Below are 18082 nucleotides of genomic sequence, written 5' to 3'. Positions count from 1 at the left end.
GAAACGCACACGCACGCGCGTAACGGAGGCCCCTACTTCTCGGCCCCGTCGGCCGTATGCCCGCCCAAATGCGTGGGCACCGGCGCCCGCTCCAACTCATGGCGGAGGTCGTCCAGCTCGCTGCCGCCCGCCATCTGCCGGGTCAGCTCATCGAGCGTGATGTCGTCGCGCGAGTGGCTGCCGAACATCGCGCCGCGCTTGAGCAGCACGAACCGGTCGCCCACCAGGTACGCGTGGTGCGGGTTGTGCGTGATCAGGACCACGCCGAGGCCCGCGTCACGTGCCGCCGCCACGTACTTCAGCACCACACCGGACTGCTTGACGCCGAGCGCCGCCGTCGGCTCGTCGAGGACGAGGACCTTCGCGCCGAAGTAGACGGCGCGGGCGATGGCGACACACTGGCGCTCGCCGCCGGACAGCGTGCCGATCGGCTGGTCGACGTCGCGCAGGTCGATGCCCATGCGGGCGAGTTCCTCGTGCGTCGTGCGCCGCATGAGCTCGACGTCAAGGCGCTTGAAGGGGCCCGTCCCCTTCGTGGGTTCGGAGCCGAGGAAGAAGTTGCGCCACACCGGCATGAGCGGAACCACGGCGAGGTCCTGGTAGACCGTGGCGATGCCCCGGTTCAGGGCGTCGCGCGGGTTGCTGAGGCGGGTCTCCTCGCCCTCGATCGCGAACCGGCCGGCGTCGTGCTGGTGCAGCCCCGCGATGATCTTGATGAGGGTCGACTTGCCGGCGCCGTTGTCGCCGAGGACACAGGAGATCTGGCCCGCGTTGACGACGAGCGAGACGTCGTCGAGGGCGCGGATGTTGCCGTAGAACTTGCTGACGCCGTCGAGCTCGACGAGCGGTGCGGGCGTCGTGTCCTTGGTCGTCATCTGCTCGCCAGTCGTCATTTGCTCGCCTCCGCGCGCTTGCGGACCCACGCGTTGAGGAGGGTCGCGAGGAGCAGCATCGCCCCGAGGAAGAACTTGAACCAGTCCGAGTTCCACTCCGCGTACACGATGCCCTTGCTGGTCATCCCGAAGATCAGTGCGCCGATCGCCGCGCCGACCGCCGAGCCGTAGCCGCCGGTGATCAGGCAGCCGCCGATGACGGCCGCGACGATGTAGATCAGCTCGTTGCCGACGCCCTCGCCGGACTGCACCACGTCGTAGTTGAAGAGCAGGTGCTGGCCGGAGATCCAGGCGCCGAACGCGACGCCCATGTAGAGGCCGATCTTCGTCTTGTTGACCGGGACGCCCACCGCGCGGGCCGCGTCGAGGTCACCGCCGACCGCGAAGATCCAGTTGCCGACGCGGGTGCGGAGCAGGATCCAGGTCGCCACCAGGACGAGCGCGAGCCACCAGATGATCGTGATCTTGAAGTCGACGCCGCCGATGGTGAACGTCGAGGCGAAGACCTTCTTGGCCGAGTCGAAGCCCTCCATGTCGGCGATCGACTTCGTCGAGACGGTGCCGCTGATCAGCTTCGTGAAGCCCAGGTTCAGGCCCGTCAGCATCAGGAACGTGCCGAGCGTGATGATGAAGCTGGGAAGTTTGGTGCGGGTCAGCATCACGCCGTTGAAGACGCCGATGGCGAGCGTCACCAGGAGGGAGACGCCCACGCCCACCCAGGTGTTGGCCGTCATCTGGTAGCTGAACATCGACGAGATCAGCGCCGAGGACGTGACCAGGACGCCCGTCGACAGGTCGAACTCGCCGCCGATCATCAGCAGCGCCACGGGCACGGCCATGATGCCGAGGGTCGAGGACGCGTACAGGACCGTCGCGAGGCTGGTGGGCCGCAGGAAGCTGTCCGCGAAGATCACGAAGAAGATGAAGACGGCGATCGCGCCGATGACCGAACCCAGCTCGGGGCGCCCCAGCAGCTTCTTCCAGGGCGAGGTCCGCACGAGCCGCTCGTCGACCCGTTCCGGAGTGGTCGTCGTGCTCATCGCGTCCCCCGCTTCGCGTATTCCTGCAGCTTCGCGGCCTGGTCCTTGGTGACGACCTCCGGGCCCGTGAGGACCGGCTTGCCGCCGCCGAGCACATTGGCGTTGTACTTGAAGAGCCACAGCAGGTCCACGGCCTCGTAGCCCTGAAGGTAGGGCTGCTGGTCGACGGCGAAGCCGAGGTCGCCGTCCTTGAGGCCCTGCGCGACCTTGTCGTTGAGGTCGAACGTGTCGATCTCCGCCTTGCTGCCCGCGTCCTCCTTCGCCTTCACGGCGGTGGCCGCGAACGGGGCGCCCAGCGTGACGACCGAGTCGATGGACGCGTCGGACTGCAGCTTGGCCTCGATGGAGGACTGCACGTCGGGCATGTTGGTGCCCTCTACGTAGAGGTTCGTCATCGTGCCGTCGAAGGCCTTCTTGGCGCCCTCGCAGCGCTGCTCGTGGCCGACGTTGCCCTGCTCGTGGAGGATGCAGAGCGCCTTCTTCTTGCCCCGCTTGTTGAGCTCCTTGCCGACGGCCTCGCCGGCGATGGTCTCGTCCTGGCCGATGTGCGTGATCGCGCCGTACTTCTTGTAGATCTCGGAGCCCGAGTTCACGGTGATGACGGGGATGCCGGCCTTCTCGGCGCGGGCCAGGGCGGACTTCATCGCGTCCGGCTTGGCGAGCGTCACGACGATGCCGTCGACCTTCTTGTCGATGGCGGCGTCGACGAGCTGCGCCTGCTGCTGGGCCTCCTCGTTGTGCGAGTAGACGAAGTTGATGTTGTCCTTGGTCGCCGCCTGCTCGGCACCGTTCTGCACGATGTCCCAGAAGGTGTCGCCATCGCCCGAATGGGTGATCATCGCGAAGGTCCAGCGGGGTGTGTCCACCGCCGCCCTGCCCTGCGCGGCCTGGGACTTCCTGGCGTCCTCCGCCCGCTTGCCGCCGGTGCTGCTGCACCCTGCGAGCGAGAGGCCGAGAGCCCCCGCAACCGCGATGCTCACCCAGGTCCGAAACCGTGCCACGAGGCCGTGCCCTTCTTGGTCTGCTGCGTCATCGACCGGGATCGGCGGGCCGACCCCGGCGGACCGTACGCCGGTCCATAAGGACCCCATTCCGGTCCCAAACGCACAAGTATGGGTCACGGGGATCATGCATCCATTCACCGGGTACCGCGCGCGGTGTACTTCTCCAGTCGCGGCACGTCCTTCTCGGTGACGAGCGCCGGGCCTGTGAAGACCGGCTTGCCGCCGCCGAGCACGTTGGCGTTCGTCTTGTAGAGCCACAGTTCGTCCACGGCCAGATAGCCCTGCAGATACGGCTGCTGGTCGACCGCGAAGGTGACCTCCTTCGCCTTCAGCCGGCGGACGACCTCGGCGTTCAGGTCGAACGTGGAGATCTCCGCCTTGCTGCCCGCGTCGTCCTTGGCCTTCACGGCGAGCGCCGCGATGGGGGCGCCGAGCGCGACGACCGCGTCGATGTCCTTGTCCGCCTGGAGCTTCGCCTCGATGGACGACTGGGCGGAGGGGGCGTTGGTGCCCTCCACGTTGAGGTTCTCGACGCTGCCCTTGAAGGTCTTGCGGACGCCGTCGCAGCGCTGCTCCAGGGAGACGTTGCCCTGCTCGTGGATGACGCACAGGGTCTTCTTCTTCCCCTGCTTCGTCAGCTCGCTGCCGACCGCCTCACCGGCCACGCCCTCCTCCTGGCCGATGTGGCTGAGCGCGCCGAACTTCTGTGAGAACTCCGACCCCGAGTTGATCGAGACGACCGGGATGCCGGCGGCCTTCGCCTTCGCGAGCACGGGCTCCATGGCCTGCGGCTTGGCGAGCGTGACGACGATCCCGTCGACCTTCTTGTCGATCGCGGCCTGCACCAGCTCGGCCTGCCCCTTGGCCTCCTTGTCGTTGGAGTAGAGGAACTGGACGTTGTCCTTGTCGGCGGCCTGCTGGGCGCCCTTGCGCACGATGTCCCAGAAGGTGTCGCCCTCCCCCGAGTGCGAGACCATCGCGATCTTCATGCGGGGCGTGCTGACGGCCTTGCCGCCGCCTCCACCGCCGTCGGCCTTGTCCTCCGAGTCCTTGCCGCCCGAGCCACTGCAACCGGCGGCGAGCGCGATCACCGCGATCAGGGCTGCGGCCGTGCGGGCTGTGCGGGTCGTGAGCATGGTGGAACCACCTCTCCTCCGGCCGCCCGGTGCGGCTGGAGGTGTTTGTAGCGGGGTCCCACCGCAGCGTCAATGACTTTGTCAGAACATTCGGACGCCCAACGGTCAGGAACGTACGAGGAGTTGGAACTCGAAGGAGTAGCGCGAGGCCCGGTACGTGTGCGAGCCGAACTCGACCGGGCGGCCCGTGTCGTCGTACGTCGTGCGCTGCATGGTCAGCAGCGGCGCGCCCGCCTCCTCGCCGAGCCGCTCGGCCTCGACGGCGGTGGCGGCGCGGGCGCCGACGGACTGGCGGGCGCTGTGCAGGGTGATGCCGGCGGCCCGCATCAGGCGGTACAGGCCGGTCGCCGAGAGCCGCTCGTCGTCGAGCGCGAGCAGCCCTGTGGGCAGGTGGTTGCAGAGGTACGCGACCGGTTCTCCGTGCGCGAGCCGCAGCCGCTCGACGCGGTGCACCTCCTCGCCCTCCGCGACGCCGAGCGCGGCGGCCGCCTCGGCGGGGGCGGGCACGAGGGTGTTGGCGACGACCCGGGTCTCGGGGCGCTGGCCCGCCGCCTCCAGGTCGTCGTACAGGCTGGACAGTTCGAGGGGGCGCTTGACCTGGCTGTGCACGACCTGGGTGCCGACGCCGCGGCGGCGCACGAGCAGCCCCTTGTCGACGAGGGACTGGATGGCCTGGCGGACGGTGGGCCGGGACAGGCCGAGGCGGCCCGCCAGCTCGATCTCGTTGCCGAGCAGGCTGCCGGGGGTCAGGGCGCCGCGCTCGATCGCCGCCTCCAGCTGCTGGGACAGCTGGAAGTACAGCGGGACCGGGCTGCTGCGATCGACGCTGAGGCCGAGGTCGACGGTCGGGTCAGCTAGGGGTTTGGCCACGGGGCGAGGCTATCGGTGGGAGAAGTTGACGGGAAGTCCGGAGGTCCGGTTGTCAGGACAAAGCAAGGGTGGCGCGGCAGGCGGGTGTTTGTCCGGACAAACAATTGACACCCACCCCGTGCCCCGGCACCGTGGGACACCATGCGCATCGGACTCATCGGAACGGGCCGTATCGGCAGCTTTCACGCGGGCGTACTGGAGCGGTACCGGGAGGTCGGCTCGCTGGTCGTCACCGACGCGGAGCCCGCGCGGGCGGTCGCGCTCGCCGACCGGATAGGGGCGACGGCGGCGCCGAGCGTCGACGAGATCTTCACGTGGGGCGTGGACGCGCTCGTGATCACCGCGGCCACCGCGGCGCACGCCGAGCTGATCGGGCGGGCGGCGCGGGCCGGGCTGCCGGTCTTCTGCGAGAAGCCGATCGCGCTCGACCTGCCGGGCACGCTGGCGGCGCTCGCCGAGGTCGAGGCGGCGGGCACGATCCTCCAACTCGGCTTCCAGCGCCGCTTCGACGCCGGGTACACAGGGGCGCGGGCCGCCGTACGAGAAGGGAAACTCGGCCGGGTGCACACCCTCCGGGCGATGACCTCCGACCCGGCGCCGCCACCGGCCGCGTATCTCCCGGTCTCCGGCGGGCTCTACCGGGACTGCCTGATCCACGACTTCGACATGGTGCGCTGGGTGACCGGGCGCGAGGTCGTCGAGGTGTACGCGACCGGGTCCGACGCCGGGCCCGCCATGTTCCGGGAGGCGGGGGACGTGGACACCGCGGCGGCGCTGCTGACCCTCGACGACGGGACCCTGGCCACCGCCACGTCCACGCGGTGCAACGGCGCCGGCTACGACGTGCGCATGGAGCTCTCCGGCGACCTGGACACGGTCGTCGTCGGCCTCGACGACCGCACTCCGGTCACCTCCACGGAACCGGAGGGGCCACCGGCCGCCACGAAGCCGTGGCCCGGCTTCCTGGAACGCTTCGCCCCCGCGTACGAGGCCGAGTTGAAGGCCTTCGTCGACGTCGTCCGCGGCGAACGCGCCAATCCGTGCGACGGCCGGGAGGCCCTGCGGGCGCTGCGGGTCGCGGAGGCGTGCGAGCTGTCGCGGGCCGAGCGGCGGATGGTGCGGATGGAGGAGATCGCCGGGGGTTGATCCGCGGGAGGCGGCCGGGGTGATCCGCCGGTCTACGACGTCATCGTGAGGAGCCGGTCCAGGACCGCCGGGTCCGCCTTGACGCCGTCGTGCAGATGGTGCTCGGAGACCCAGGGGTGCAGGCCGCGCACCAAAGAGGCGGTCCGGAGGGACTGTTCACGGTCGACGAACATGTCGTCGTGGTAGACGGCCGCGGCCACCGGGACCTCGTTGGCCGCGAGCCGGTCGAGGTCGTAGAGCGGCGGCCAGTCCGTGCGGCGGGCGAGCGCGTCGGCCGTGGCCTTGAGCGGGACGAGGGCCGGGTCCTCGTCGAACATCCACGGGTACATCATCTCGCCGGTGAAGTGCAGCGGCCCCGCTCCCTCCGCGTCGAACTCCGGGAACTCCGCCCGGATCCGGTGGGCCGACCAGTCGGTGGCGCGGCCGCCCTGTGCGTAGATCGGTTCGTGCAGGACGGCGTAGAGGGGCCGTGGCGCGAGCGAGACGACCGCTTCGACGCCGCGCAGGAACGGGTCCGACAGGGCGGGGCCGGTCGCGCCGGCCACGAACGCGCACTCCAGCAGATAGTGCAGCGAGTCGAAGGCGGAGGACGTGCCGAAGGTGATGCCCAGCGTCTGGAAGCGGCGCACCGAAAGACGCTCCCCCGACGGCATGCGTACGTCGTGCTTCGCCAGGTGGTCCGCCACCCGCTCGGCGAGGGCGCGGTCCTCCGGATAGCGCGCGAAATAGCGGGAGTTGGCGTCGATCGTTCGACGGTAGGCCGCCCGGTAGACGTCGTCCGCGTGGCCGGTGAGCGTGGGGAGGCCGCCGGTGATCAGGGCCCGGTCGAGGCCTTCAGGGGCGAGGCTCAGATAGGTCAGGGTGCTGAAGCCGCCGAAGCTCTGGCCGAGCACCGTCCAGGGGCGGTCGCCCTGGAGGTGGCGGCGCAGCAGTTCCGCGTCGCGCACGATGGCGTCGGCGCGGAAGTGCGTGAGGTACGCGGCGGGGTCCGGGTGTCCGGCGAGCGTGGTGCGGTCGGCGGGGGTGGAGCGGCCGGTGCCGCGCTGGTCGAGGAGGACCTCGCGGTACTCCTTCAGGGCGCGGCGCAGCCAGGCGCCGGACGCGTTGGGGCGTTCGGCGCGCCCGCCCGGGCCGCCCTGGAGCCAGAGCAGCCGCGGCAGTTCACGCCCCTCCATGTCCTCGGCGACGACTTCGCGGGCGAAGACGCCGATCCGCTGTCCGTCCGGGCGGGTGTGGTCCAGGGGGACGTCGAGGGTGTGGTCGGTGCAGACGATTCCGCTGTGGCGGTAGGTGGTCAACGTAGATCGAACTCCTGAGGTAGGACGGGGTGCGGCGTGTCAGTATCCGGCCACGCCCAACTCCCGGCAGATCTCCACCAGTTCAGGATGCACATACACCCCGTCCTTCTCGACGCACTCCCCGTCGAGGTAGATCGACGGGCCGAGGATCGACCCATCGGTGTGCGCGGCGGAGACCCACGGCTCGCCCCCGATCCACGCCCCCTTCGTGCCGATGCCGAGCTCTACGCAGCCGAAGACGCGCTCGTCCTCGACGATGCGGCCGGTCGGCGCGGGCACGCCCGGGTTGAAGCCGAGCGACCAGTGGGCGACGCGGAACATGTTCGGGTCGTCCCAGGACTCCATCCAGCGGCGGAAGATCTCCGCGTCCTGGCCCGCGCCGTCGATCTTCGTGACGACGCCCTTCTCGACGGTGCAGCGCACCGGGTCGCGCAGCAGGCCCAGCTGGTCCGGCGGCCACAGGGCGCCGTCGAAGACGAGGACGCCGTCCTGGGTCTCCTCCAGCGGGTTCCAGGAGATCTGGCCGGAGAGCATGACGGTCTCGCCGGGCTTCTCGGCCGGCTTGCCGCGCAGGTTGATGGGGCGGTCGCCGTTGCGGCCCGTGATGTGGGTGCCGCCCGCGGAGGTGATGCGTACCTCGTCGGCCTGCTCCAGGAGCCGGACCAGCGCCTTGCCGAGCTTGATGACGCCCTGGAAGTCGGGGCGGCCGACCGTCGCGACGAGCATGTGCACGTCCATGGCGGTGAGGTTGGTGTACCGGCAGCCGTTCGCCATCGCGCGGCGGAAGGCGTTGGAGTGCATCACGTAGGAGACGGCGAACTCGATCCACACGTCGGCGTCCGCGATGGCGCCCGCGACGGGGCGCGGCGGCTCCATGGAGGCGCTGGGCATGGTCTCGGACCAGACGACGACGGGGTGCGCGCCGGCGGCGGCGACGGCCTGCGCGGTCGCGTCGACGACGCGCCGGTCGCTGCTCGTGTCACCGGTGAGCACGACGTGCTCACCCGGCTTGACGAGCATGACCTGCTCGACCAACTTGCGTGCGGCGAGGGCGAGTTCATAGCTCAGGTACTCGGCGCGGGGTTCGAGGCGGCTGAACATCTCCATGGTGAATCCTTCTCCTTGCGGTGGTGCTTGTGCGGAAGGTGGCTTGGGGGTGGGTGGCTCGGGTGGTCAGCTCGCCTTGATGATCTGAGCGGAGTCGCCCAGGGAGCTGCCCGCGATGAGTCCGGCGCCGATCAGGTTCAGCTCCTCGTCGGCGCGCGGGCCGCGCCACTTGCGGTAGCCGACGCGGACCGCGAGGGCGGCGAGCACCAGCCAGCAGGCGTGCGGGGTGAGGATCAGCAGACCGGTCGCGAGCATCACGCCCATCTGCCGCTTCGTGCCGCCGATGAGCTGGATGAGGGCGCCGGGGATCGCCCAGATCAGCAGCGTGCGCAGCACACCGGGCTCGCCCAGGCCGTTCTTGACGGTGTCGGCGTAGACCTTGGCGACGGGCGGGATCAGGCCCTGCTTGAAGTACGACTGCCAGAGCACGGCCACGACGACGAGCGCGGCGGCGAAGCCGATGAGCGCGGCGCGGAACTGTTCGCGGCGCCCCTCGCGCTCGAACGGGTCCCAGGGCTGGTGGTCGCGGCGCAGCAGCCAGCCCGCCTTGAGGTCGTAGCCCATGTCGGCGAAGGCGGGCCCGGTGGCGGAGACGTAGCCGACGAGGAGGGCGAGCGGGACCGACGGGATGCCGATGAGCAGCCCGAAGACGAGAAAGATCAGGGTGACGGCGAAGGACGGGAACCAGCCGGACTGCATGGCGGCGAGGCCGACGATCAGCTCGTGCACGAGGGCGGCGAACGCGGCGAACAGGACCCAGCCGACGATGCCGAGCGGGCTCATCTCCCCGATCAGTCCACCGAGCACGGCGAGCAGCACGGCGCCCGCCACGAAGAGGGCGTAACCGCGCACGAGGGAGCGGCGCAGCGCCGTCTCGTCGACGGTGTACGCGGTGGTGGGGTCGGCGGACGCTTCGATGGCGGCGGCGGTGGACTCGGCCTTGGTGGCCGTGCGGCGGCGCATCAGCATGAACACCGCCTGACCGAGCGCGACGACGCCCGCGCCGACCATCACGCCGTGCGGTACGTAGCCCCCGCCGAGGTCGGTGTGGAACAGGTCGGGGCTGAACTCCCGCAGCCCGAGGCCGACTCCGAACATCCCCAGGGCCCATACGTTGCCGAGGAAGGCGACGCCCGCGGCCGACAGCGGGAGGCTGAACAGCGTGCCGACGACGCCGACGACGGTGCCCGCGCCGAGCACGAGGGCGCGCTTGCCGCCCTTGTCACCGGCCTTGATGGTCTCCGCGGCGGCGGTGCCCGGCGGCCAGGCCCCGTCGGCGGGCAGCAGCCGCGACCCGAAGGACCGGTAGAGGACCCACGTGTCGATGAGCAGTCCCACGAAGGAACCGATGAGCATCGGCCAGACCAGGTCCTTGCGCCCGAAGACGTACGGCACCGCGATCGACGTGAGCAGGGCGTTGGCGGAGGCGAAGGTGGCGGCGGAGATCGCGCTCTGGGCGAGGTTCTGCCGGTGCACGGAGCGCATCGAGCGCAGTCCCGCCAGCGGGATGCGGCCGATCAGCATGGCGATCAGGGCGCCGACGACCGAGGTGTTCGCGGAGATGCCCAGCTTGGCGACGAGGTCCGCGCCGATGACGGCGCCGACGACGGAGAGCACGGCGAGGACGACGAACACGATGGGCTCGCGGACGCGCGGATGGCCGGCGCCGTCCGGCGAAGCGCCCTGCCCCGGCCCGTTCGGTGGCGGCGGGTGAGCTGTGGTGCGACACGGGGTCACCTCTTGGCGGGTGGGCCCGTCCCTCGAAGGGGCAGGACGGTTGCGGGCAGGCAGCGGCGAGCCGCGTACGGCGGGTGCGGGCGCGCCGTACGAGTGCTGTCGTGGGGTGGCGGGCGGGCCGCCATGGGGGTGGCGGGCGGGCCGCCGGTGGGTCAGGAACCGAAGGCGGCCGTGGCCTCCTCGGCTCCGGCCCTGACGAGTTCGGTGATGCGCTCGGTGGCGCGGGTGATGCGGTGTGCGGGGCCGATGACGGTGAGCGAGGCGGCGATGGCGCCGGCCTGGAACACCGGGGCGGCCACGGCGGCGACGGCCTCGTCGTACTCGCCGTGGCTGACGCTGTGGCCCTGTGCGCGTACGTCGGCGTACAGGGCGAGGAGGGTGTCGAGATCGGTGACGGTGTGGCCGTTGAAGCGCTGGAGCGGGGTGGCTCCGAACAGCCGGCGCAGCTCCGCCTCGGGGTAGTGGGCGAAGATCGCGTGCCCCGAGGCGCCGGCGTGACCGGGCATGACGGCGCCGATGATCGCGGTGTAGCGGACGGGTCCGGTGCCGTCGACGGCCGCGGCGCAGCGGTAGCCGGCGCCCTGCGGCACGTTCAGGACGACGCTCTCGCCGGTCTCGCGCAGCAGCCCGGCGAGGATCGGGCGGACCAGCGAGGGCAGCACCCCGCTGTGCTCACCGGCCCGGGCGAGCCGGGAGACGGCCGGGCCAAGCCGGTAGCGGCGGGTGGTGGTGTCGCAGGTGAGGAAGGAGCGGGAGGCCAGCGTGGTGAGAACCCGCTGGGCGACCGCCTTGTCCCAGCCGTGCCTGCGGGCCATCTCGCTCACGCCCCACTCGGGGCGGCGTTCGGTGAAGGACAGCAGGACCAGCAGGGCGCGGTCGGCGCCCTGCAGGACCCCGGGCTGCGGTGGAGCGAGGGCGTCCACCGTACCGCTCGCCTCATCCATCGCCTCGCTCCTCTCCGTGCCCTTGCTCGGTGCGCTGAGCGCAACGCCGTTGCGCTCAGCGGCGAGAACTATGGGATCGGAGGGGCGAGAGTGTCAAGGGTTTCCTTCAACACGGCTTCTTAAGCCCCCGCGGCGTTTGAGCAGCGGGCCACTCAAGCCCGCTCTGAGGACGAGAGCCAGCGGGGTCCGGGGCGGAGCCCCGCGACCGCAACGCCGGTGCCGCGCAATCACCAACGGACGGGCAGCCTCCGCGTCCCCCGGATGAGCATGCCCGGCATCCACCCCTCCGGCTCCTCGGCCAGCGCCAGCTCCGGGCAGCGCTCCAGAAGGGAACGGATGGCGATCCGCCCCTCCAGGCGAGCCAGCGGAGCGCCCAGGCAGAAGTGGATCCCGTGACCGAAGGCGACGTGCCCACGGGCATCACGGCGGATGTCGAAGCGGTCGGGCTCCACGAAGCGCTGCGGGTCGTGGCTCGCCGTGGCGATGCCGATGAGCACCGGCGCGCCCGCCGGGATCACCGTCCCGTCGATGTCCACCGGTTCCGCCGCGAAGCGGTGCGTGGCCGTCTCGACCGGCCCGTCGTAACGCAGCATCTCCTCCACTGCGCCGTCCAGGAGGCTCATGTCGGCGCGCAGCGCTTCGAGTTGGTCCGGGTGCTGGAGCAGGGCACGGACGCCGTTGCCGATGAGGTTGACGGTGGTCTCGTGGCCGGCGATCAGGAGCAGGAAGGCCATGCCGCGCAGTTCGCTGGGCGAGAGGCGGTCGCCGTCCTCCGCCGTGGTGCGGATCAGCGCGCTCAGCAGGTCGTCGGCGGGGGCCGCGCGACGCTTGTCCGCTATCAACTCGTCCAGGAATCCGACCAGTTCGACGTGGGCCGCGTATGCCTCTTCCTCGCTGGTCGGCGCCACGACCTGCGTCGACATGCGGCGGAACCGCTCGCGGTCGATGTCGGGGACGCCGAGCAGTTCGCAGATCACCGCGAAGGGCAGCGGGAAGGCGAGGGCGCCGATCAGGTCGGCGCTGCCGCGCGGCACCATGTCGTCGAGCAGCTCGTCCGTGAGTTTCTGGATGCGCGGGGCGAGCGCGGCGACCCGGCGCGGGGTGAACTCCCGTGTGACCAGGGAGCGCAGGCGGCCGTGCTCCGGCGGGTCGGCGAAGAGGAGGTGCAGGCCCATCATGTCGCCGTCGAGGCCCCACGGTGGGGTTTTGACCAGGCGGGGGTCGGTGAACGCGGCGCGGGCGGCCTCGTGGCCGACGATCAGGTAGAGGTCCTCGGTGGGGCCGGGGCCGGGTGTGCGGACGTGGTGGACGGGGCCTTGGGTGCGCAGGTGTTCGTAGACCGGGTAGGGGTCGGCGTGGAATTGGGGTGCGCCCCCGGCCAGTTCCCCCAGGTCGACGATCTCACCGCTATCGGTCATGTCGTGCCTCCCGTCACCCGGTACTGGCTTCCATCGTGTTCAACTCTTGCCGCTTCCCGTACGTTCCCGTCCCGGGGGTGCCGGGACGGTGGCTCACGTCGCGGGGCTCAAAAGATCGGGGCTCTGCCCCGGACCCCGCTGGCTCTCGTCCTCAGAGCGGGCTTGATCTTGCCCCGCCCGTTTCCAGGAATCTGGCCAGTGGCAGGGTCGCCGCGCCGACCGTGACCGCGTCCGGGCCCAGGTGGCCCAGTTCCACCGTGGTTTGGGCGAAGGGGTGGCGCAGGGCGTAGGACGCGGCCGCGCGGCGTACCTGGTCGAGCAGTCGGGGGCCGAGCATGAGGCCCGCCCAGCCGCCGACGACGATCCGCTCCGGGTTGAACAGGTTGACCAGGTCCGCGATGCCCGCGCCCAGGTACTCGGCCGTCTCGTCCAACAGATCTGCGGTGGAGGGGTCTTCGAGGAGTTCGGCCAGCGCGCCCTCCTCGTCCGCCGCGGTCCAGTCGCCGCCCGCCTCCCGCCAGCGCGCGAGGAGCGCCTCCGCCCCGACGTACGCCTCCAGGCAGCCGCGCGCCCCGCACCGGCAGGCCCGGCCGCCGACCCGCAGCACGGTGTGGCCCCACTCCCCCGCGCTGCTCGACGCTCCCTGGTAGGGCAGTCCGTCGGCGATGACGCAGGCGCCGACGCCGGAGCCGATGAGCGCGATCACGGCGTTGCGGGCGCCGCGGCCCGCGCCGAACCACATCTCGGCGTGGCCGAGGGTCTTGGCGCCGTTGTCGAGGAAGAGCGGGACGTCCGGGGCGAGTTCGGGTGGGAGGCCGTCGGGGGCGCGGAGCATGGCCTCCAGGGGGACCGCGTCCCAGCCGATGGTCTGGCCGTGCACCACCGCGCCGCCCGCGCCCGAGGCGTCGACGATGCCGGGCACTCCGATGCCGACGCCGATGACGGAACCGGGGTCCGCCCCCGCGTCGGCGAGCACCCGCGTCAGTCCTGCGGTGACGAGGCGTACGACGTCCTTGGCGTCGCAGCGGCCGTCGCGCGCGGCCTCCGGCAGGGGCTCGTCCACGCGCGCGAGTTCACCGAGCGCGAGGTCGAACAGCTCCACGCGCACGCGGGTCTCCCCGACGTCCACGCCCACGAGGTGGCCGCTGCGCGGGGCGACGCGCAGCAGGGTGCGGGGGCGGCCGCCGTCGGAGTCGACCGAGCCGGCCTCCTCCACCAGGCCGTCGGCGACGAGTTCCGCCACCACGTTGCTGATGGAGCCCGAGCTGAGCGCCGTGAGCGGCCCCAACTCCTGTCTGCTGAGCGGCCCGTCGAAGTACAGCTTGCTCAGGACGACGGCTCGGTTGCCGCGCCGCAGGTCACGCACCGTCCGCCGGCGTGGTGCCGCCATCCCCACCCCTTCGACCGTTCGCATCGTTGAACGGTGTGAAATTTACCCCGAGGGACCGACATTCCTCAGTCGTCCATTCCTCAGTCGCCGTCCAGCAGCCCCGCGTCGTGGGCGAGCAGCGCGATCTGTACGCGGTTGTTGAGGCCGAGCCGGGCCATGATGCGGGAGACGTGGGTCTTGACCGTGGGGACGCTCATGTAGAGCGTCGCGGCGACCTCCGCGTTCGACCTGCCGCGGCCCACCTCGACGGCCACCTCCCGCTCGCGCTCGGCCAGTTCGGCCATGCGCGTACGCGCGCGTGCCCGTCGGTCCAGGGCGGGGTCGTCGCCCGAGACCTTGCTGATGAGCTGCCGGGTGACGGTCGGGGAGAGGACCGGGGTGCCGGCCGCGACGCGGCGCACCGACTCGACGATCTCGCCCGGCGCGGTGTCCTTGAGGACGAACCCCGCCGCTCCCGCGCGCAGCGCCCGCAGCACCTGTTCGTCCGCGTGGAACGTGGTCAGGACGATCACCTCGGGGGCGCCCTCGCGGGCCCGCAGCGCCTCCGTGGCGGACAGGCCGTCCAGGGTCGGCATGCGCAGGTCCATGAGGACGACGTCCGGGTGCAGCCGGGCCACCTGCGCGTCCACCTCGCTGCCGTCGGCGGCCTCGCCGACGATCTCGATGTCCTCTGCGGCGCCGAACATGAAGGTGAGCCCTGCGCGCACGAGGGGGTCGTCGTCGACGATGAGCAGGCGGATCGCGGTCATGGGCACACCGTAGCGAGGGACGATCACCGCTGTGTCCACACCGGCCGCTTCCCCGCGGTCCTCACTCCGGCCACGGAAGCCACGCCCGCACCGCGAAACCGCCGTCCGGTTCGGCCCCGTGGGCGAGCCTGCCGCCCGCGAGCGTGGCGCGTTCGGTGAGGCCGATCAGGCCCTGTCCCGAGCCGGGGACGTGCGGCACCTCGCCGGGCGGGGGCGGGTTGCGCACGGTGACCGTGAGGCCGTCCCCTGCGGCGCCCTCGACCGTGACCGCGACCTCGGCGCCAGGGGCGTGCTTACGGGCGTTGGTAAGGCCTTCCTGGGCGATGCGGTAGGCGGTGCGCCCGGTGGAGGCGGGCACGGACCCGGCTTCGGGGACCCGGTTGTCGAGGTCGACCTTCATGCCGGCCTCGCGGGACTCGGCGACCAGGGTGCCGAGCGCGGCGAGGGTGGGCTGCGGCCGCCCCGACTCGTCGCCGTGGTCCGCCGCGCGCAGCACGCCGATGATCTCGCGCAGGTCCTGCAGCGCCTCGTGCGCGCTCTCCCGGATCACGCCCGCGGCCCGGGCGATCTCGCCCTGGGGCGCGTCGGGGCGGAACTCCAGGGCGCCCGCGTGCACGCTCAGCAGCGTGAGGCGGTGGGCGAGGACGTCGTGCATCTCGCGCGCGATGTCCTCGCGGGCGAGCCGCTGCGCCTGCTCGGCGCGGAGCACGGCCTCGGTCTCGGCGCGGCTCGCCCGGTCCCGCAGGGACATCAGGAGCTGGCGCCGGGAGCGGACGAACATGCCCCAGCCGACGACCGTGATGGTGATGATGACGGTGAACGAGACCGACAGCAGATACGAGGACTCGGGGTCGGGCCGCAGCCAGAAGAACAGCGGGATGAGCGCGATGGAGATGCCCGCCACCCAGCCGACGTAGCGGAACGGGCGGTGCACGGCGAGCGTGAACACCGCGATCATGGACGCGCCGCCGGCGGTGTTGGACAGGAAGCCGATCGGGATCATCGCCAGGGCGAGGCCCAGCGGCCAGCGCCTGCGCAGCCAGATCCCGGCGCAGGCGGCGGCGCCGAGCAGCTGGTCGAGCACGGCGAGGGCGGGCGGTGTGTTCGGGTCGTCCCAGACCTGCTGAGCGAAGATCAGGCCGAGGAAGACCGCGATCCCGAAGCAGCTGAAGTCGACGATCCAGTCACGGGCGGTGCGCCGCCTGCGGCCCGGCTGCCCCTCGGGGTCCAGGTCGAGCTCGTCGGCGACGGCCGAGGGCAGCAGCCGTCGACGCCATCGCTCGGCGGGCGTCTCCGCCGCCTGCGGGGTTCCGGTCTGCCGCACTGCTTCCATGGTCGACAAATCTACGCACCCGGGGCGGTCCGCACCGACCCGAGCGCCGCTTCCGCGACCAAAGTCGTACCCCCGTCGACTTTGGTCGCGGCCGGCCCCCGCGCTCCGCTACCGGAGTCGTACGGGGCTCGCCCCGCGGCCGATGTGGGTGGGGGGTCCGCGGGGCGAGAGTCCTGTGCATGAACAGGAATCAGTGGTTGCGGGTCATCGAGGTCGTCGGCGGAATCGTGCTGCTCCAGGGGGCGATCGGCATCCTGAACGAGTTCACCGGCCTGCCCGGTGGTTGGGGTCTCATCGGGCACATCGGGTTCCTCGACGGCCACGAGGTGTACGGCAGCATCGCGCTGATCGTGTTCGCGTTCGCCGTGTTCGCGGCCGTCGAGGCCCAGCGCAAGAACTGACCCCTGCCGGGCCGGGGAGGGCCCGGCAGGGGTGCCGAGGAGGGCTCAGCAGGCGTGGTCGACCAGGTCGAAGGACGCGTAGTGGTCCGCCGTGTAGTAGTCCTCCTTGTCGGAGTCTCCGGTGACGATGCGGCGGGCACCGCGGTCGTCCGAGCCCGGCGTGATCACCGTGTACTCGTGGTAGTAGCCGGACGACTGGTCGGGGAGGATGCCCTCCCGGTTCGAGAAGACCGTGCCGTCCTGCTCGTACGGGTACGGTCCGCCCTGCTCGATGAGGTCCAGGGTGTCGTGCGCCTCGGCGGGCAGCGCGGAGGCGCAGATGTCGCCGACGTCGGCGACCGAGACGGTGTGGGAGGCGACGGCCGGGGCCTGCGCGGCCGGTGCGGCGATCGCGGTGGAGCCGCCCACGCCGCCCAGGAGGAGGGCGGCGGCAACGGCGACGGCACTGAAGAAGCGTGGGGGAGTCTTCATGCCCCACAGTGTGACGCGCGTAGAGGTGGGCATGTCAACACCAACTCTCGGCTGTTTTCCGTCAGTTCACTCGCGTCACATGCCAGTGGCTTGGTATCGGCGCCCGACATCGACGTCCATTTGCCGCCAGCCCCCACCTCCGTAGGTCGCTGTACTTGAAGCCACAACATCCGCTCCCTACAGGAGGCGACATGAACGGCAAGGTGGCTCTGGTGACCGGCGGCTCCCGCGGAATCGGCGCGGCGACGGCGCTGCGGCTCGCCCGCGACGGCTTCGACGTGGCGCTCACCTACGTACAGGGCAAGGAGGCCGCCGAGGAGGTGGTGCGGCGGATCGAGGCGCTGGGGCGGCGGGGGCTCGCGGTGCGGGCCGACTCGGCGGACGCGGGCGAGGCGGCGGAGGCGGTCGGGCGGACGGTGGCGGGGCTCGGCCGGATCGACGTGCTCGTCAACAACGTCGGCGTGGGCGCGCTCGGCCCGCTGGACGGCTTCTCCCTCGCGGACGTCGACCGCGCGCTCGACGTGAACGTACGCGGCGTCTTCCTCACCTCGCAGGCCGCGGCGGCCAGACTCCCCGAGGGCGGCAGGATCGTCACCGTCGGCTCCTGCATGGCCCAGCACGTGCCGGGACCCGGCGGCACGCTCTACGCCACGAGCAAGGCGGCCCTGATCGGCCTGACGAAGGCGCTCGCCCGCGAGTTGGGCGGGCGCGGCATCACGGCGAACATCGTGCACCCGGGCCCGACGGACACCGACATGAACCCGGCCGAAGGGCCGTACGCACCGGCGCAGGCCGCGGCGACGGCGCTCGGCCGCTACGGCACCGTGGACGAGGTGGCGTCGACGGTCGCTTATCTGGCGGGCGAAGGGGCCTCGTACGTGACGGGCGCCGAGTTCGCGGTGGACGGCGGGCACGCGGCCTGAGACAGAGAGATGCGGGGCACACCGGTGCTGTCAGGCCGGTGTGCCCCGCAAGCCGAGCAGAGTACGGGCTACTCGCCCAACTCCGCGTGGCGGGCCACCAGTTGAGACCGACCCTGGTCCGTCGGCGAACCGAACAGACGCAGCCGCGAGATGCCGCCGCAGGGGCTGGCGTCACCGGCGAAGCGGGGTATCCGGGAGGAGCCGGAGGTCGCGGGCATGGTG

The 18082-nt window shown here is 71.4% G+C and carries 18 protein-coding genes; 3 read left to right on the top strand and 15 right to left on the bottom strand.

Going from position 1 to position 18082, the window contains the following annotated elements; genetic code table 11:
- Positions 1-32: 32 nt before the first annotated feature.
- The 5 genes from OKJ99_RS32730 to OKJ99_RS32710 all read right to left on the bottom strand — a co-directional run bounded on the left by OKJ99_RS32730 (position 33) and on the right by OKJ99_RS32710 (position 4943).
- Complete coding sequence (locus OKJ99_RS32730; protein WP_326021661.1) at positions 33-893, bottom strand: ATP-binding cassette domain-containing protein; 861 nt, start codon at positions 891-893, stop codon at positions 33-35.
- Entirely contained in the window at positions 890-1933 is a 1044-nt protein-coding gene (locus OKJ99_RS32725; RefSeq protein ID WP_326021659.1) for an ABC transporter permease, read from the bottom strand. Before OKJ99_RS32725 ends, OKJ99_RS32730 begins: the two co-directional genes overlap by 4 nt.
- On the bottom strand, positions 1930-2934 hold the full coding sequence (locus OKJ99_RS32720; protein ID WP_326021657.1) for a sugar ABC transporter substrate-binding protein: 1005 nt from the start codon (positions 2932-2934) through the stop codon (positions 1930-1932). The genes OKJ99_RS32725 and OKJ99_RS32720 overlap by 4 nt, the downstream gene beginning before the upstream one ends.
- A 137-nt stretch (positions 2935-3071) precedes the next feature.
- A complete protein-coding gene (locus tag OKJ99_RS32715) occupies positions 3072-4073 on the bottom strand; it encodes a sugar ABC transporter substrate-binding protein (protein ID WP_326021656.1) in 1002 nt (333 codons plus the stop codon).
- Between the two features lie 105 nt (positions 4074-4178).
- Positions 4179-4943 carry a GntR family transcriptional regulator gene (locus OKJ99_RS32710; RefSeq protein WP_326021654.1) on the bottom strand — a complete coding sequence of 255 codons (765 nt, stop codon included), beginning with the start codon at positions 4941-4943 and terminating at the stop codon, positions 4179-4181.
- Positions 4944-5084: 141 nt separating this feature from the next.
- Here OKJ99_RS32710 and OKJ99_RS32705 point away from each other — a divergent pair, with 141 nt between their 5' ends.
- Complete coding sequence (locus OKJ99_RS32705) at positions 5085-6089, top strand: Gfo/Idh/MocA family protein (RefSeq protein ID WP_326021653.1); 1005 nt, start codon at positions 5085-5087, stop codon at positions 6087-6089.
- A gap of 32 nt (positions 6090-6121) precedes the next feature.
- On the opposite strand, the gene OKJ99_RS32700 is transcribed toward OKJ99_RS32705, so the two are convergent.
- The 8 genes from OKJ99_RS32700 to OKJ99_RS32665 all read right to left on the bottom strand — a co-directional run bounded on the left by OKJ99_RS32700 (position 6122) and on the right by OKJ99_RS32665 (position 16065).
- Positions 6122-7387: an alpha/beta fold hydrolase gene (locus OKJ99_RS32700; RefSeq protein WP_326021652.1), complete on the bottom strand. Its 1266-nt coding sequence runs from the start codon at positions 7385-7387 to the stop codon at positions 6122-6124.
- Between the two features lie 39 nt (positions 7388-7426).
- Positions 7427-8494 (bottom strand): M29 family metallopeptidase, encoded by a 1068-nt coding sequence (locus tag OKJ99_RS32695; RefSeq protein ID WP_326021650.1) that lies wholly within the window; start codon positions 8492-8494, stop codon positions 7427-7429.
- 66 nt (positions 8495-8560) lie between these two features.
- Positions 8561-10132 carry an OPT/YSL family transporter gene (locus OKJ99_RS32690; protein WP_326021693.1) on the bottom strand — a complete coding sequence of 524 codons (1572 nt, stop codon included), beginning with the start codon at positions 10130-10132 and terminating at the stop codon, positions 8561-8563.
- Positions 10133-10383: 251 nt separating this feature from the next.
- Positions 10384-11175, bottom strand: coding sequence for an IclR family transcriptional regulator (locus OKJ99_RS32685; protein ID WP_326021649.1), 792 nt, complete (start codon positions 11173-11175; stop codon positions 10384-10386).
- Positions 11176-11402: 227 nt separating this feature from the next.
- Positions 11403-12593, bottom strand: a complete 1191-nt coding sequence (locus tag OKJ99_RS32680; RefSeq protein WP_326021648.1) for a cytochrome P450 family protein — start codon at positions 12591-12593, stop codon at positions 11403-11405.
- A gap of 151 nt (positions 12594-12744) precedes the next feature.
- Positions 12745-13983, bottom strand: coding sequence for an ROK family transcriptional regulator (locus OKJ99_RS32675; protein WP_326021647.1), 1239 nt, complete (start codon positions 13981-13983; stop codon positions 12745-12747).
- A gap of 80 nt (positions 13984-14063) precedes the next feature.
- Positions 14064-14732, bottom strand: a complete 669-nt coding sequence (locus OKJ99_RS32670) for a response regulator transcription factor (RefSeq protein WP_326021646.1) — start codon at positions 14730-14732, stop codon at positions 14064-14066.
- 61 nt (positions 14733-14793) lie between these two features.
- A complete protein-coding gene (locus OKJ99_RS32665) occupies positions 14794-16065 on the bottom strand; it encodes a sensor histidine kinase (protein ID WP_326021645.1) in 1272 nt (423 codons plus the stop codon).
- A gap of 179 nt (positions 16066-16244) precedes the next feature.
- Here OKJ99_RS32665 and OKJ99_RS32660 point away from each other — a divergent pair, with 179 nt between their 5' ends.
- The gene (locus OKJ99_RS32660) at positions 16245-16466 is read left to right on the top strand and encodes a hypothetical protein (protein WP_326021644.1); all 222 of its coding nucleotides are present in this window, start codon (positions 16245-16247) and stop codon (positions 16464-16466) included.
- Between the two features lie 45 nt (positions 16467-16511).
- On the opposite strand, the gene OKJ99_RS32655 is transcribed toward OKJ99_RS32660, so the two are convergent.
- Positions 16512-16937 carry a ribonuclease gene (locus OKJ99_RS32655; protein WP_326021643.1) on the bottom strand — a complete coding sequence of 142 codons (426 nt, stop codon included), beginning with the start codon at positions 16935-16937 and terminating at the stop codon, positions 16512-16514.
- Between the two features lie 191 nt (positions 16938-17128).
- On the opposite strand from OKJ99_RS32655, the gene OKJ99_RS32650 reads away from it, so the two are divergent.
- Positions 17129-17860, top strand: a complete 732-nt coding sequence (locus OKJ99_RS32650; RefSeq protein WP_326021642.1) for an SDR family oxidoreductase — start codon at positions 17129-17131, stop codon at positions 17858-17860.
- Positions 17861-17928: 68 nt separating this feature from the next.
- Here the strand turns inward: OKJ99_RS32650 and OKJ99_RS32645 are convergent, their stop codons facing one another.
- Positions 17929-18078 (bottom strand): hypothetical protein, encoded by a 150-nt coding sequence (locus OKJ99_RS32645; protein WP_326021695.1) that lies wholly within the window; start codon positions 18076-18078, stop codon positions 17929-17931.
- Positions 18079-18082: the final 4 nt, after the last annotated feature.

It is taken from the genome of Streptomyces endophyticus, from assembly GCF_035798155.1.
GTDB lineage: Bacteria > Actinomycetota > Actinomycetes > Streptomycetales > Streptomycetaceae > Streptomyces > Streptomyces endophyticus.
This window is presented reverse-complemented; position numbering and strand designations above follow the sequence as displayed.

What these genes read in the sequence shown, in the direction of transcription:
- OKJ99_RS32730 (WP_326021661.1), bottom strand. Translation starts at nt 893, where the DNA reads ATGACGACTGGCGAGCAGATGACGACCAAGGACACGACGCCCGCACCG.
- OKJ99_RS32725 (WP_326021659.1), bottom strand. Translation starts at nt 1,933, where the DNA reads ATGAGCACGACGACCACTCCGGAACGGGTCGACGAGCGGCTCGTGCGG.
- OKJ99_RS32715 (WP_326021656.1), bottom strand. Translation starts at nt 4,073, where the DNA reads ATGCTCACGACCCGCACAGCCCGCACGGCCGCAGCCCTGATCGCGGTG.
- OKJ99_RS32705 (WP_326021653.1), top strand. Translation starts at nt 5,085, where the DNA reads ATGCGCATCGGACTCATCGGAACGGGCCGTATCGGCAGCTTTCACGCG.
- OKJ99_RS32695 (WP_326021650.1), bottom strand. Translation starts at nt 8,494, where the DNA reads ATGGAGATGTTCAGCCGCCTCGAACCCCGCGCCGAGTACCTGAGCTAT.
- OKJ99_RS32685 (WP_326021649.1), bottom strand. Translation starts at nt 11,175, where the DNA reads ATGGATGAGGCGAGCGGTACGGTGGACGCCCTCGCTCCACCGCAGCCC.
- OKJ99_RS32680 (WP_326021648.1), bottom strand. Translation starts at nt 12,593, where the DNA reads ATGACCGATAGCGGTGAGATCGTCGACCTGGGGGAACTGGCCGGGGGC.
- OKJ99_RS32675 (WP_326021647.1), bottom strand. Translation starts at nt 13,983, where the DNA reads ATGGCGGCACCACGCCGGCGGACGGTGCGTGACCTGCGGCGCGGCAAC.
- OKJ99_RS32670 (WP_326021646.1), bottom strand. Translation starts at nt 14,732, where the DNA reads ATGACCGCGATCCGCCTGCTCATCGTCGACGACGACCCCCTCGTGCGC.
- OKJ99_RS32665 (WP_326021645.1), bottom strand. Translation starts at nt 16,065, where the DNA reads ATGGAAGCAGTGCGGCAGACCGGAACCCCGCAGGCGGCGGAGACGCCC.
- OKJ99_RS32660 (WP_326021644.1), top strand. Translation starts at nt 16,245, where the DNA reads ATGAACAGGAATCAGTGGTTGCGGGTCATCGAGGTCGTCGGCGGAATC.
- OKJ99_RS32655 (WP_326021643.1), bottom strand. Translation starts at nt 16,937, where the DNA reads ATGAAGACTCCCCCACGCTTCTTCAGTGCCGTCGCCGTTGCCGCCGCC.
- OKJ99_RS32650 (WP_326021642.1), top strand. Translation starts at nt 17,129, where the DNA reads ATGAACGGCAAGGTGGCTCTGGTGACCGGCGGCTCCCGCGGAATCGGC.
- OKJ99_RS32645 (WP_326021695.1), bottom strand. Translation starts at nt 18,078, where the DNA reads ATGCCCGCGACCTCCGGCTCCTCCCGGATACCCCGCTTCGCCGGTGAC.